The sequence below is a fragment of the Rathayibacter sp. Leaf296 genome (assembly GCF_001423045.1).
Classification (GTDB): Bacteria; Actinomycetota; Actinomycetes; order Actinomycetales; family Microbacteriaceae; genus Rathayibacter; species Rathayibacter caricis.
The window spans coordinates 1,017,092-1,030,556 of the sequence record NZ_LMNR01000001.1; the positions used below are offsets into that span (position 1 = coordinate 1,017,092).

A 13,465-nucleotide genomic window follows, 5' to 3' on the forward strand; every position below is an offset into this window, starting at 1 on the left:
GCGGCGGACGTCGGCGGGCGTCGACTCCCAGGGCAGGAGCACCATCTCGGCGAGCGGCACGGCGACGTCCGACACCGTCTTGGTCGTGAACTCGAACGCGGCCGTGACGGTCCCGGAGGCGTCGACCAGCATCCCCTCGCGCGTGGACTGCCGCACGATCGCGGCGACCTCGTCGAGGGTGAACGCGCTGGTCGCCTCGTCCTTCGGCTCGACGCGGACGAGGCGGAGGATGCCGTTGGCGACCGAGTTCAGCGACCAGATCACCGGCTTCACCAGGCGCGACACGAGCACGAGCGGAGGTGCCAGCAGCAGCGCCGCGCGCGTCGGGACCGAGAACGCGAGGTTCTTCGGCACCATCTCGCCGAACACCACGTGCAGGAACGTCACCAGCAGCAGCGCGGCCACGAACGCGATCACGCCGATCGCCTCGGCCGAGAGCGAGGTCAGCCCGAGCGGGATCTCGAGCAGGTGGTGGATCGCCGGCTCCGAGACGTTGAGGATCACGAGGGAGCAGACGGTGATGCCGAGCTGGCTCGTCGCCAGCATCAGCGTCGCGTGCTCCATCGCGTAGAGCGTCGTCTTCGCGGCGCGGCTCCCGGCGTCGGCCATCGGCTCGATCTGCGAGCGTCGGGCTGAGATGACCGCGAACTCGGCGCCGACGAAGAACGCGTTGACGACGAGGAGGACGACCAGCCAGGCGATCCCGGGCAGGTACTCACTCATGGACGGCTCCTTCGGCGCGCAGGGCGGCGACTCCGGTGGCGGTGCCGCCCTCGGTCTCGGGGGTGAAGCGGACGCGGTCCACCCGGTTGGCGGCGACGCGGTCGACGCGCAGCACGCCGGACTCCAGTGCGACCTCGTCGCCCAGCTCGGGCAGGCGGCCCAGCCGCGACGAGAGGAAGCCGGCGACGGTGTCGTAGTCCTCGCCCTCCGGCACCAGCACTCCGAGCCGCGCCGCGACCTCGTCGGGGCGCAGCTCACCGCCGAAGGTGGCGGAGCGGCCGGTGCGGATCACTCCCGCGCGGGTGCGGTCGTGCTCGTCCTCCAGCTCGCCGACGATCTCCTCGACGAGGTCCTCGAGCGTCACGACGCCGGCGGTTCCGCCGTACTCGTCGACGACCACCGCGATCGCGAGTCCGCTGCCGCGCAGCGGAGCCAGCAGTGCGTCGGCCCGGGCGGTCTCGGGGACTCGCATCGGCGCGACCATGAGCTCCTCGGCGCTCACCCTCCGCCGGCGCTCCGGCTCGAGGGCGAAGGCGTGCTTCACGTGCAGCACTCCGCGGATGTCGTCGGAGTCGCGGCCGAGCACCGGGAAGCGGGAGAAGCCGGTCCGGTTGGCCAGCTGCACGACGTCCTCCGCGCTGCTCTGCAGAGTGACCGAGGCCATCCGCACGCGCGGGGTCATCACGTCGGCGACGCTCCGGCTCGAGAAGAGCAGGGTGCGGTGCAGCAGGTCGGCGTGGTCGCGGTCGAGGGTGCCCTCGAGAGCGGAGCGGCGCACGAGCGAGCCGAGCTCGTCGGCGCTCCGGGCGCCCGACAGCTCCTCCTTGGGCTCGATCCCCATGGCGCGGATCAGCGCGTTCGCCGTGTTGTTGAAGAGGAGGATGACCGGCTTGAAGACCGTCGTGAACGCCACCTGGAACGGCACGACCACACGCGCGGTGGCCAGCGGGAGCGCCAGGGCGAAGTTCTTGGGCACGAGCTCGCCGATCACCATCGAGAAGACGGTGGCGAGCAACACGCCGATGACGGCGCCGATGCCGGGGACGATCCCCTCGGGGACGCCGACCGAGCGCAGCGGCTCGGCGAGCAGCGACGAGATGGCGGGCTCGAACGTGTAGCCGGTGAGCAGCGTGGTGAGCGTGATGCCCAGCTGCGCGCCGGAGAGGTGGGTGGAGGTGATCCGCAGGGCGGAGATCGTGGGATCGAGGCGCTTCTCGCCGCGGGCGCGGCGTTCTTCGAGCTCGTTGCGGTCGAGGTTGACCAGCGCGAACTCCGAGGCGACGAAGAGGCCGGTGCCGACGGTCAGGAGGAGGCCGATGACGATGCCGAGCCACTCAGGCACGCGCGTCACCGCCGATCAGAGGGGCGGGGGCGGTGGCGCGCACCGGTTCGTGTGCGGGCGCGTCTGAGGGAGGGTCGTCCATGGGGAGGTACGGTACCGTCCGCAGATCTGAGAATGCTCACAGGGCCGCGGTGCGCGCGCCTCGACCTGCGCTCCCGATCAGCGGAGTGACGGGGTCGCGTCCGCGGGCGCCACCGCCTCCCACGCGACGGTCACCTCCCCGAGCCGCCAGCGCCGCGGCCCGCCGAGGATCGGCCAGTCCTCCTGCAGCGCCCGGACCGAGGCGATCCAGCGCTGACCGGGACCGTGGACGGCCAGCGGCGCGTTCACCGTCCACGCGCGCTCGAGTGCGAGGAGGAACGCGTGGACGCGCTCACCGGGGACGTTGCGGTGGATCAGGGACTTGGGCAGTCGCTCCGCCGCGATCATCGGCGACGGGATCGCGCCGAGCCGGAGGGAGAGGGTCAGCGAGCGCGGCCCCTCCGTTCCGATCTCGATCCACGTGCAGATCCTGCCGATCTCGTCGCAGGTGCCCTCGATGAGGACCCCGTCCGGCTCCAGTCGATCGGTCATGATCCGCCAGGCTCCGGCGACCGCGTCCTCGTCGTACTGGCGCAGCACGTTGAACGCCCGGATCACGCTCGCGCGCCGACCGCGGGGGAGGGGGATCTCGAACCCGCCGCGCTCGAAGCGCACCCGCGCATCCGCGGGGAAGGCGGTCCCGCCTCCCCGGACCACCTCGAGCTGCTGCCGCGCCGTGGCGACACGGGCCGGCTCGATCTCGAATCCGACGACCTCGACGCCGGGGACGCTCCGTACCAGCCGCCGGTGCAGCTCGAGCGTGGTGACCGCGCTCGCTCCGAACCCGAGGTCGACCACGAGGGGCCGGGCGGAGGAGTGCAGGACCGGCAGCTCGGACAGGTACCGGTCGACGCGGCGCAGGCGGTTCGTGCCCGTCGTCCCGCGGGTGACGGCTCCGATCGGCATGGGGATCAGCGTATCCGCGGGCCCGGGGGCCGCCTCTAAGCTGGACGCATGTCCGAGACCTACACTCTCATCCTCGTGCGCCACGGCAACAGCGAGTGGAACCAGAAGAACCTGTTCACCGGCTGGGTCGACGTGCGGCTCACCGAGCAGGGCGTCGCGGAGGCGACCCGCGCCGGCGAGCTGCTGACCGAGGCGGGGCTCCACCCCGACGTCGTCTACACGTCGCGCCAGACCCGCGCGATTCAGACCGCGAACATCGCGCTCGAGGTGGCCGACCGCCTGTGGATCGACGTCAAGCGCTCCTGGCGCCTGAACGAGCGCCACTACGGGGCGCTGCAGGGCAAGGACAAGGCGCAGACCCTCGCGGAGTACGGCCCCGAGCAGTTCCAGACCTGGCGTCGCTCCTTCGACGTGCCGCCGCCCCCGCTCGACGACGACGACCAGTACTCGCAGGCGCACGACGAGCGCTACGCCGACCTCGGCGACGCCCTGCCGCGCACCGAGTCGCTGAAGCTCGTGATCGAGCGGATGCTCCCGTACTGGGAGTCGGACATCAAGCCGGATCTCGCCTCGGGCAAGACCGTCATGATCACCGCTCACGGCAACTCGCTCCGCGCCCTCGTCAAGACGCTCGACGGCATCTCGGACTCGGACATCGCGGAGCTCAACATCCCGACCGGCATCCCGCTGGTCTACAAGCTCGATGAGAACTTCGAGCCGATCGGCCCCGCCGAGTACCTCGACCCGGAGGCCGCCGCCGCCGGTGCCGCGGCCGTCGCCGCCCAGGGCGCCAAGAAGTAGGTCCACCCTCACGGAAGGCCCGCCGGATCCCGATCCGCGCGGGCCTTCCGCGTCTCCGGAGACACCTCCGGCTCGCTGAACCGGTTCCCACGAGCCGGAGTTCGTCCGAGACCTGCGCTCCGCACCCGCGCTCGGATCACGCGGATCTCGATACGCGCGCCCCGCGCGCTACTCGACCAGCAGAGAGGACGAAAGCGGACGCGCGCCACTCGATCCGCAGAGAAGGGGCGAGTATCCGTCCCCCGAATCGGCTTGGACGGAATCCGGGTTCAACGGTGCAGACCGGCCGACCCCGTTAAAGGCGAACGCCCGATTCGCGTGCGAGCGAATCGGGCTAGCCGAACGCGGGACGCTCTCAGGAACGCAACCGTTCCGGAAAGCCGACCGCGGCTGTGATCGCGCAGAGCGCGATCACAGCACTCAGGCGTAATCGCCTGAGATCAAATACTGCACCTTCTTGGCGATCGAGACCGCGTGGTCGGCGAAGCGCTCGTGGTACCGGCTGGCGAGAGTGGCGTCGACGGTGTCGGCGGCCTGCCCCTTCCACGCCTCGCTGAGCACCTTGTCGAAGACGCTGACGTGCAGCTCGTCGATCTTGTCGTCCTCGTCGCGGATCTCCTCGGCGATGCGGGGGTCCTGCGAGCGCAGCAGCTCCGTCAGCTTGTGGGCGACGACGACGTCCAGCCGGCCCATCTCGACGAAGGTCGGGCGCAGGCTCTTGGGCACGACCTTGTCGGGGAAGCGGTACCGCGACAGCTGCGCGATGTGCTCGGCGATGTCGCCCATCCGCTCGAGCGAGGCGCTGATCCGCAGGGCGGACACCACGATCCGCAGGTCGCGGGCGACCGGGTTCTGGCGGGCGAGGATGTCGATCGCGAGCTCGTCGAGGCTGATGGCCAGCTCGTCGATGCGGGCATCGCTCGCGATCACCTCCTCGGCGAGCGTGACATCGGAGTGGTTGAACGCCTGAGTCGCCTTCTCGATCGCGATCTCGACGAGTCCGGAGATCTCGACGAGGCGATCCTGGACCTCGGCCAGCTCCTGCTGGAATACTTCGCGCATCTTGTGATCGACCCTCTCTGCGGCACGCACGGCGAACGGTGCCGGGTATGCGTCGCGCACCACGCGCGACGCAGCACCTGTTCCTCAACGGCGCAGGCGCAGCAATGATGACCACGGCAGGTTAACGAACGGTGCCGCGGGTTTGAACAGTACTCGACCTGCTGTCCGTCGTCCGGCATCCGGTAGGGAGACGGCCGGTGGATGGTTAGCCTGGGTCCGTGGATTCGGGTGTGTTCGTGATTCTGGCGCTCGTCCTCGGCGTGGCGATCGGCGTGCTTCTGACGACCGTCTTCACCCTCGCGGCACGGCAGGGGCGCATCGCGGCCGAGGTCGTCTCCGTCACCCTCCCGGAGGGGATCGACGCGATCATCGACGCCGTCGGCGCGCCCGCGTTCGTGACGGATCCGTCGCACAACGTCCTCAAGGCGTCGACCCGCGCGATCGCACTGGGCCTCGTGTCGCAGGACACGCTCCTCCACCCCGACCTGGTCGCGATCGTCGACCGGGTGCGCCGCTTCGGCGACGACATCGAGCAGGACCTCGAGCTGGCCACGAGCCCGCTCTCGGACCAGGCCGTCACCCTCGTCGTGCACGCGACCCGCCTGGGCTCCCGCTACGTGCTCGTGCTCGCTGAGGACCACACGGAGGCGCGTCGGCTCGAGGCCGTGCGCCGCGACTTCGTCGCCAACATCTCGCACGAGCTGAAGACCCCGATCGGAGCGGTGGGCCTGCTCGCGGAGGCGCTCGACTCCGCCGCCGACGACCCGACGCAGGTGCGGCGCTTCGCCCGGCGCCTGACCCAGGAGTCGCATCGGCTCGCGAAGATCACCCGCGAGATCATCGAGCTCTCGCGCCTGCAGTCCGCCGATGTCGGCGCGTCCGCCGAGCTGGTCCGCGTCGACGACATCGTCACCTCCGCCCTCGAGACGACCCACGTGCTGGCCGAGTCGCACGACGTCACCCTGGTGAAGGGCGGCATGAAGAAGGCCTACGTCGCCGGGCAGGAGAAGATGCTCGTCTCGGCGCTGCACAACCTGCTCGCCAACGCCATCCAGTACTCACCGCCGGGCTCGCGCGTCGGCATCGGCGTGCGCTCCACCGGGGGCGTCGTCGAGATCGCCGTCACCGACCAGGGCATCGGGATCCCGGAAGAGGACCTCGACCGGGTCTTCGAGCGCTTCTACCGCGTCGATCAGGCCCGTTCCCGCCACACCGGCGGCACCGGCCTCGGGCTCAGCATCGTCAAGCACGCCGTGCAGAACCACGGCGGCGACGTCCGCGTCTGGTCCAAGCCCGGACGCGGCTCCACCTTCACCATCCGACTCCCCGAAGCAGACCCGGCGAGGACGCCGTTCGCGTCCAGCGCCCCGATAGGAGACACCGCGTGACCAGCATCCTGCTCGTCGAGGACGAGAGCGCCCTCAGCGAACCCCTCAGCTACCTGCTCGAACGCGAGGGCTACGACGTCACCGTCGCCGAGGACGGGCTGCGCGCCGTCACCGCCTTCGACGAGGGCGACTACGACCTGATCCTCCTCGACCTCATGCTCCCCGGGATGCCCGGGACCGAGGTCTGCCGCGAGATCCGCACCCGCTCGCAGATCCCGATCATCATGGTGACCGCGAAGGACTCCGAGGTCGACATCGTCGTCGGACTCGAGCTCGGCGCCGACGACTACGTCACCAAGCCCTACTCCACCCGCGAACTGCTCGCCCGGATCCGCGCCGTCCTCCGCCGCCGCACCGAGGACCCGGGAGAGGAGCGCATCGTCACCGCCGGCCCCGTCCGCATGGACATCGAACGGCACACCGTCGAAGTCGACGGAGTCGAGACCCCCATGCCCCTCAAGGAGTTCGAACTCCTCGAGATGCTCCTCCGCAACGCCGGACGCGTCCTCACCCGCGGCCAGCTCATCGACCGTGTCTGGGGCAGCGACTACTTCGGCGACACCAAGACCCTCGACGTCCACGTGAAACGCATCCGCTCCAAGATCGAGAAGACACCGAAGGAGCCGACGCTGCTCGTCACCGTCCGCGGCCTCGGCTACCGCTTCGACTCGTGAAGCGGGGCCTGGCGGGGCCATCTGCGGCGTTGTCGTCGGTCGCGATACCGCCGGTATCGCTCCCTCCTCCGCCTTGCAGCTGACCCCACCAGGCCCCGCGGAGAACTCCCGAAGTAGGGCCGTCGCTACGCGACGAGCCGGGGTCGGGGCCGTCGCTGTGCGACGAACCGCGGTGAGGGCCGTCGCTGCGCGACGAGCTGCTCGGGGAGGGGCCGTCGCTGCGCGACGAGCTGCTTCAGAGGGGGTGCGCCCCTTGCTGGTCGCGTCGCAGCAGAGCGGCGGATCGAGACCCACGTCGCCGAGGGAGGCTCACCCGTCGGCGGGGCCGGATCGGAACGACGACGGGCCGCCCACCGGAGTGGACGGCCCGTCGAGAGGGTGTGGCGCTACTCGCCGGCGGAGGGCTCGATCGAGTTGCCGGGCTCGGTGGTGGGGGTGGGGATCGCCGTGAAGGCGGGGTCCGGCGTGGGGGTCGACGTCGGGGTGACCGACGGGGCCGGGGTGAGGGTCGCGTAGGACTCGAGGGCGTTCGTCAGGACCGGGACGAGGAGCTCCTTGCCCTCCTCGTCGCCGTACTGGAAGTAGACCGGGAAGAGGCTGCCGGGGACGGTGTCGATGCCGGGCATCGTCACGGACTGGTCCTCGGTCGGGCCGATCCGGTTCGAACCGGGGACGACCGTCGCCTCGCCGTCCGTGCGGCCGTCGGCCGACTCGTACTGCACCTCGAGCGTCTCGGTCTCGGCGGAGTCGTTGATCACGGTGACCACGAGGGTCCCCTCCTCGCCGTCGGTCGACACGATGAACGCGTTGCGGATCGAGAGATCGCCGACCGTCGCACCGACTCCGTCGCTCGGGTCGTAGATGTTGCGCGTCGCCTGGGGAGCGACGAGGTTGCAGCCGGCGGTAGCGAGGGCGACGCCGACCGCGAGAACGACGGATGCAGCGATACGCGCCTTCACAGGTTCCTCCAGATCGTCGGCCCTGCTCGCCCCGGACAGGGCGACTTCACGGTGCACGAGCCGGACACCAGATTAGCGTAGCGACCCCCCGCCGCCGGTCCGACCGAGGGGGTCCTCACCTCTCGACCCCTTTGGTACTCTGACCGCCGGCGACCGCCGGTGGAAGGACGTGCCCGATGATCCCCCTCTCCTCGGAGCCCCCCACCGTCGCCGTCGTCATCGTCGCCGCGGGCAGCGGCACCCGGCTCGGCCGCGAGAGGCCCAAGGCCTATGTGGACTGCGCCGGACGGACGATCCTGGAGCGCAGCCTCCGCACGGTCCTCACGATCGCCGAGCCCGTGCAGGTCGTCGTCGTCGCCCCCGCCGAGCTCGTCGACGAGACGGTCGCACTCTGCCGCACCGCCTCCGGTTCCGACGACGTGGCGGTCACGGCCGGAGGAGCGACCCGGCAGGAGTCGGTCGGCCGCGGTCTCGCGCTCCTCGCTCCCTCCGTCGAGACGGTGCTCGTCCACGACGCCGCGCGCGCTCTCACTCCGGTCGACCAGTTCGAGCGCGTCATCGCGGCGGTCCGGTCGACCGGCGGGGGAGTGGTGCCGGGCCTCCCGGTCACGGACACGATCAAGCGGATCGGAGCCGAGGGCGCGATCCTCGAGACGGTCGACCGCGCGCAGCTCGCGGCCGTGCAGACGCCGCAGGGCTTCCCCCGCGCTCTGCTCGACACCGCCTACGCCGCCGCGGGCGACGAGCACACCGACGACGCGGCGCTCCTCGCGGCGCACGGCCGCGGCTCCGTCGTCGTCGCCGGCGACCCCCTCGCCTTCAAGATCACCACGCCGTGGGATCTGTCGCGGGCTGAGCAGCTGCTCGCGCCGCCCGCGCCCACCGCCGCTCCGCGGATCGGCATCGGCACCGACGTGCACGCCTTCGACGACGAGTCGCCCCTCTGGCTCGCCGGACTGCACTGGCCCGGGGAGCGGGGGCTCTCGGGTCACAGCGACGGCGATCCCGTCGCCCATGCGATCTGCGACGCCCTCCTCGCCGCGGCCGGGCTGGGCGACATCGGGTCGCGCTTCGGGACCGCCGACCCGCGCTTCGCGAACGCGCACGGCGAGGTGTTCCTGCGGGCCACCCGCGAGCTCGTCGAGTCGGCGGGCTTCACGATCGGCAACGTCTCGGTCCAGCTGATCGGCAACCGGCCGAAGTTCTCGCCGCGCCGCGACGAGGCGCAGGAGCTGCTGTCGGCGATCCTCGGCGCGCCCGTGAGCGTCGCCGCGACGACCTCCGACGCCCTCGGCTTCACGGGTCGGGGCGAGGGAGTGGCGGCGACGGCGACCGCGCTCGTGCTCCCGACCGCGTCCTCGCGCTGATCCCGCCGCCCGGCCGCGGGCGACTCGCCCGGTAAACTCGCCCCGTGACTCTGCGACTGCATGACTCGAAGGCCCAGGCCCTCGTCGATTTCGTCCCCCTCCGCGCGAACGAGGTCGGGATGTACGTCTGCGGACCCACCGTGCAGTCCTCCCCGCACATCGGGCACCTGCGCTCCGCCCTCGTCTACGACCAGCTGCGGCGCTGGCTCCGCTACCGCGGGTTCCACGTCACGCTCGTGCGCAACGTCACCGACATCGACGACAAGATCCTCGCGATCGCCGAGGAGTCTCGACGAGCGGCCCCCGAGGGCGAGCCGTCCGAGCAGTGGTGGGCGCTGGCGTACCGCGTCGAGCTCGAGTTCACCGCGGCCTACAACGCCCTCGGCATCCTGCCGCCCACCTACGAGCCGCGCGCGACGGCGAGCATCGCCGAGATGATCGCTCTGGTGGAGCGCCTGATCGAGCTCGGTCACGCCTACCCCGCGCCCGACGAGTCCGGCGACGTCTACTTCGACACCCGCTCCTGGCCCGACTACGGCGCCCTCACGCACCAGCGCCTCGAGAGCATGGAGGCGGCGACCGACGCCGATCCGCGCGGCAAGCGCGATCCGCACGACTTCGCCCTGTGGAAGGGCGTCAAGCCCGAGGAGCCGGAGTCGGCGTCCTGGGCGTCCCCGTGGGGCCCGGGCCGTCCGGGATGGCACATCGAGTGCTCGGCGATGTCGACGAAGTACCTCGGCACGCAGTTCGACATCCACGGCGGAGGTCTCGATCTCCGGTTCCCGCACCACGAGAACGAGCTCGCGCAGTCCAGCGCCGCCGGGCACGCCTTCGCCTCCTACTGGCTGCACAACGGACTGGTCTCGGTGACGGGGCAGAAGATGAGCAAGTCGCTCGGCAACTCCGTCTTCGCGTCCGAGCTGCTGGATGCGGCTCGGCCGCTCGTCGTCCGCTACTACCTCGGCTCCGCGCACTACCGCTCCACTCTCGAGTTCCACGACGGTGCGCTCGACGAGGCCGAGGCCGCGCTCGAGCGGATCGAGGGCTTCCTCGACCGGTCGCGCCGTCGCCTCGAGGGCACCCGCTTCGCCTCCGTCGGCGAGCCCCTCGTCCCGGACGAGTTCGCCGAGGCGATGGACGACGACCTCTCCGTCCCGCAGGCCGTCGGCGTGCTGCACGAGACCGTCCGGGCCGGCAACGCCGCCCTCGACGCCGAGGATCTGGGCACCGTCGCGGCGCTGCGCACGCAGGTCCTCGCCATGGCGTCGGTGCTCGGCATCGACCCGGAGGCGCCCGAGTGGGCGCGTTCCGACGACGAGCCCTCCTACCGGGCCCTCAGCGTCCTCGTCGACCGTCTGGTCCTCGAGCGCCAGTCCGCGCGGGAGCAGCGCGACTGGGCGGCCGCCGACCGCATCCGAACCGATCTCGCCGCGGCGGGAATCACGATCGAAGACACCCAGACGGGTGCGCATTGGAGTCTCGATGGCGAATAAGCCCGGCCGCCCAGGAGCGGTCCGCAAGAAGAGCAAGGGCAAGGCCGTCGGTTCCGGCGGTCAGGGCCGTCAAGCCCTCGAGGGCAAGAAGCCCACGCCGAAGGCCGAGGATCGGCCGTACCACCCCGCAGGCAAGGCGAAGGCGGCGCGCGAGCGCTTCGTCGCCGCCGGCGGGAAGGGGCGCCCCGGCAGCACGCTGTCGGCGGCCGCGCGCGGAGGATCGGGTCGGCCCGGTCCGTCGCGCAAGCCCAAGAGCGCGGACGAGTCCGAGATGGTCACGGGGCGCAACTCCGTCCTCGAGGCGCTGCGGGCCAAGATCCCCGCGACGACCCTCTACGTGGCGACGCGCATCGAGATGGACGAGCGGGTCAAGGAGGCGCTGAAGCTCGCCACCGCGCGCGGCCTGCCCGTCCTCGAGATCATGCGTCCCGAGCTCGACCGCCTCGCCGGCCCCGACTCGGTGCACCAGGGCCTCGTCCTCAAGGTGCCGCCGTACGAGTACGCGCACCCGAGCGACCTGCTGCAGCGCAGCTTCTCGCGCGCGCAGACGCCGCTCTTCGTCGCCCTCGACGGCATCACCGACCCGCGCAACCTCGGCGCGATCATCCGCTCCGTCGCCGCGTTCGGCGGCCAGGGGGTCATCGTGCCGCAGCGCCGCTCGGTCGGGCTCAACTCGGCCGCATGGAAGACCTCGGCGGGAGCCGCCGCGCGCGTGCCCGTCGCGATGGCGTCGAACCTGACCGCGATGATCAAGGACTTCAAGCGCGACGGCGTCTTCGTCATCGGCCTCGACGGCGGCGGCGACACGATGCTGCCGGGCCTCGAGCTCGCCGACCGGCCGCTCCTCGTGCTCGTCGGCAGCGAGGGCAAGGGGCTGTCCCGCCTCGTCACCGAGCAGTGCGACGCGATCGTCTCGATCCCGATCAGCTCGGCGGCCGAGTCGCTGAACGCGGGCATCGCGGCGTCCGTCGCGCTCTACGAGATCACCAAACTCCGGGCCTCGACCGAGTAGCGAAGGCCCCGGCACGGCGATCTGCGGCGTTGTCCTCGGGCGCGATACCGCCGGTATCGCTTCCTCCTCCGCCTTGCAGCTCACCGCGAGGGGCCCGGCACAGCGATCTGCGGCGTTGTCGTCGGGCGCGATACCGCCGGTATCGCTTCCTCCTCCGCCTTGCAGCTCACCGCGCCGGACCCCTCGCGGGGTCGATACGAACACCGAAGGGCCCGTGCGGATCGCTCCGCACGGGCCCTTCGTCGATCGGGTCAGACGTTCTTGGTCCAGTCGACCTCGGCGTCCTCGTCGGTGAGCTCGGCGTCGCCCGCCTCGTCGATGACGAGGTTCGGCAGCGTCAGCGCCTCGGTCGGCGGGGCGATGATCGTGGCCTCGTCGCGGCGGTGGCGGAGGATGTCGTTCACGTACGCCGTGACCGCCTCCGCGAGGGGCACGTCGCGCGCCTGCTGCTGCGACATGAACCAGCGGTGCTCGAGCAGCTGGTGGAACATCTCGGCCGGCTCCAGGCGCCCCTTGAGGTCGCGCGGGATCGAGCGGATGACCGGCTCGAACACCTGCGCCAGCCACTCGTGCGCGACCATCTCCTCGTCCAGGCCCTGCTTGCCGTAGGTCGCGGTGTACGAGTCGAGGTCGTTCAGCAGCCGCCGCGCCTGGTTCTCCTGGGCGTCGAGCCCGGTCAGGCGGAGGAGGCGGCGCTGGTGGTGACCGGCGTCGACGACCTTCGGCTGGATCCGCACCGTCGACCCGGCGTCGTCGGTCTTGATCGCCAGCTCCTCGATGTCGAAGCCGAGGTCGTTCAGGCGGTTCACCCGGTCGTTGATGCGCCAGCGCTCGGAGGTGGCGAACGATTCGACGCCGGTCAGCTCCTTCCAGAGGCTGCGGTACGCCGCGACGATCCCGTCCGACACCGTGATCGGATCGAGGTCCTCGTCGACGCGCCCGCCGGCCTCGAGGTCGAGGAGCTCACCGGCGATGTTGACGCGGGCGATCTCGAGGTCGTTCTCGCGCTGGCCGTTCGACAGCCCGCCCGAGTAGAGCTGACCGGTCTCGGCGTCGACCAGGTATGCGGCGAACGCGCCGGCGTCGCGGCGGAAGAGCGTGTTCGAGAGGGACACGTCGCCCCAGAAGAAGCCGATCACGTGCAGCCGGACGAGCAGGAGCGCGAGGGCGTCGACGAGGCGGGTCGCCGTGTCGGGCCGCAGCGTCTGCGAGAAGAGGGCGCGGTAGGGCAGCGAGAACTTGAGGTGGCGAGTCACCAGCACGGCGGGCAGCTCGCCGCCCTCGTCGTCGGTGCGGTTCGCGATGACGGCGCCGGGCACGACGCAGGGGACGTCGAGGCGCTGCAGCGTCTTCAGCATCTCGTACTCGCGGCGCGCCATCTCGGCAGTGGTCTCCTTGACGGCGACCACATGGCCCGAGAGGTGGGCGAAGCGCACCGTGTGACGGGAGATGCCCTTGGGCAGCGCGGCGATGTACTCGTCGGGCCAGTCGTTCAGGCGCAGGTTCCACGGGAGGTCGAGGAGGGCCGGGTCGACGGTGGCGGAGGTGATGTTCAGGGATCCGGACATGGAGCGCCGTTCGTGTCGGAGTCGGGCGGGGGAGGAGCGCTAACGAACGCTGCCGCCGTCCCGGAGGAGACGGCGGCAGCGTGTGCGCG

12 protein-coding genes are annotated in these 13,465 nt (G+C 71.1%); 6 read left to right on the forward strand and 6 right to left on the reverse strand.

What is annotated here, in order from left to right; translation table 11 throughout:
- The 3 genes from ASF46_RS04690 to ASF46_RS04700 form a co-directional block, all read right to left on the reverse strand.
- Positions 1–723: CNNM domain-containing protein (locus tag ASF46_RS04690; protein WP_235576852.1), on the reverse strand; the 723-nt coding region annotated here is incomplete at its 3' end.
- Positions 716–2,065 (reverse strand): hemolysin family protein, encoded by a 1,350-nt coding sequence (locus tag ASF46_RS04695; RefSeq protein ID WP_082485386.1) that lies wholly within the window; start codon positions 2,063–2,065, stop codon positions 716–718. The genes ASF46_RS04690 and ASF46_RS04695, both read right to left, overlap by 8 nt.
- Positions 2,066–2,224: 159 nt before the next feature.
- Positions 2,225–3,052, reverse strand: coding sequence for a class I SAM-dependent methyltransferase (locus ASF46_RS04700; protein ID WP_056866591.1), 828 nt, complete (start codon positions 3,050–3,052; stop codon positions 2,225–2,227).
- A 48-nt stretch (positions 3,053–3,100) separates the two neighbouring features.
- Here ASF46_RS04700 and ASF46_RS04705 point away from each other — a divergent pair, with 48 nt between their 5' ends.
- On the forward strand, positions 3,101–3,853 hold the full coding sequence (locus tag ASF46_RS04705) for a phosphoglyceromutase (protein ID WP_056866592.1): 753 nt from the start codon (positions 3,101–3,103) through the stop codon (positions 3,851–3,853).
- Positions 3,854–4,273: 420 nt separating this feature from the next.
- Here ASF46_RS04705 and phoU read toward each other — a convergent pair whose 3' ends face one another.
- Positions 4,274–4,915: a phosphate signaling complex protein PhoU gene (gene phoU / locus ASF46_RS04710; protein WP_055787678.1), complete on the reverse strand. Its 642-nt coding sequence runs from the start codon at positions 4,913–4,915 to the stop codon at positions 4,274–4,276.
- Between the two features lie 218 nt (positions 4,916–5,133).
- Between phoU and ASF46_RS04715 the strand changes: the two genes are divergently transcribed.
- Positions 5,134–6,303 carry a sensor histidine kinase gene (locus ASF46_RS04715; protein ID WP_056866593.1) on the forward strand — a complete coding sequence of 390 codons (1,170 nt, stop codon included), beginning with the start codon at positions 5,134–5,136 and terminating at the stop codon, positions 6,301–6,303.
- Complete coding sequence (locus ASF46_RS04720; RefSeq protein ID WP_055787684.1) at positions 6,300–6,977, forward strand: response regulator transcription factor; 678 nt, start codon at positions 6,300–6,302, stop codon at positions 6,975–6,977. The genes ASF46_RS04715 and ASF46_RS04720 overlap by 4 nt, the downstream gene beginning before the upstream one ends.
- A gap of 386 nt (positions 6,978–7,363) precedes the next feature.
- Here ASF46_RS04720 and ASF46_RS04725 read toward each other — a convergent pair whose 3' ends face one another.
- Positions 7,364–7,936: a hypothetical protein gene (locus ASF46_RS04725; RefSeq protein ID WP_056866594.1), complete on the reverse strand. Its 573-nt coding sequence runs from the start codon at positions 7,934–7,936 to the stop codon at positions 7,364–7,366.
- 176 nt (positions 7,937–8,112) lie between these two features.
- On the opposite strand from ASF46_RS04725, the gene ispD reads away from it, so the two are divergent.
- From ispD to rlmB, 3 genes are read left to right on the forward strand one after another with little or no spacing between them, the layout of a single operon-like run.
- On the forward strand, positions 8,113–9,303 hold the full coding sequence (gene ispD / locus ASF46_RS04730; protein WP_056866595.1) for a 2-C-methyl-D-erythritol 4-phosphate cytidylyltransferase: 1,191 nt from the start codon (positions 8,113–8,115) through the stop codon (positions 9,301–9,303).
- 44 nt (positions 9,304–9,347) lie between these two features.
- Complete coding sequence (gene cysS, locus ASF46_RS04735) at positions 9,348–10,796, forward strand: cysteine--tRNA ligase (RefSeq protein WP_055787693.1); 1,449 nt, start codon at positions 9,348–9,350, stop codon at positions 10,794–10,796.
- On the forward strand, positions 10,786–11,808 hold the full coding sequence (gene rlmB / locus ASF46_RS04740) for a 23S rRNA (guanosine(2251)-2'-O)-methyltransferase RlmB (protein WP_056866596.1): 1,023 nt from the start codon (positions 10,786–10,788) through the stop codon (positions 11,806–11,808). The genes cysS and rlmB overlap by 11 nt, the downstream gene beginning before the upstream one ends.
- 251 nt (positions 11,809–12,059) lie before the next feature.
- Here the strand turns inward: rlmB and ASF46_RS04745 are convergent, their stop codons facing one another.
- The gene (locus tag ASF46_RS04745) at positions 12,060–13,376 is read right to left on the reverse strand and encodes a DUF4032 domain-containing protein (protein ID WP_056866597.1); all 1,317 of its coding nucleotides are present in this window, start codon (positions 13,374–13,376) and stop codon (positions 12,060–12,062) included.
- Positions 13,377–13,465 lie beyond the last annotated feature (89 nt).

Bases quoted from the DNA above. Each gene is read 5' to 3' on its own strand.
- ASF46_RS04700 (WP_056866591.1), bottom strand. From the start codon at position 3,052: ATGCCGATCGGAGCCGTCACCCGCGGGACGACGGGCACGAACCGCCTG.
- ASF46_RS04705 (WP_056866592.1), top strand. From the start codon at position 3,101: ATGTCCGAGACCTACACTCTCATCCTCGTGCGCCACGGCAACAGCGAG.
- phoU (WP_055787678.1), bottom strand. From the start codon at position 4,915: ATGCGCGAAGTATTCCAGCAGGAGCTGGCCGAGGTCCAGGATCGCCTC.
- ispD (WP_056866595.1), top strand. From the start codon at position 8,113: ATGATCCCCCTCTCCTCGGAGCCCCCCACCGTCGCCGTCGTCATCGTC.
- rlmB (WP_056866596.1), top strand. From the start codon at position 10,786: ATGGCGAATAAGCCCGGCCGCCCAGGAGCGGTCCGCAAGAAGAGCAAG.
- ASF46_RS04745 (WP_056866597.1), bottom strand. From the start codon at position 13,376: ATGTCCGGATCCCTGAACATCACCTCCGCCACCGTCGACCCGGCCCTC.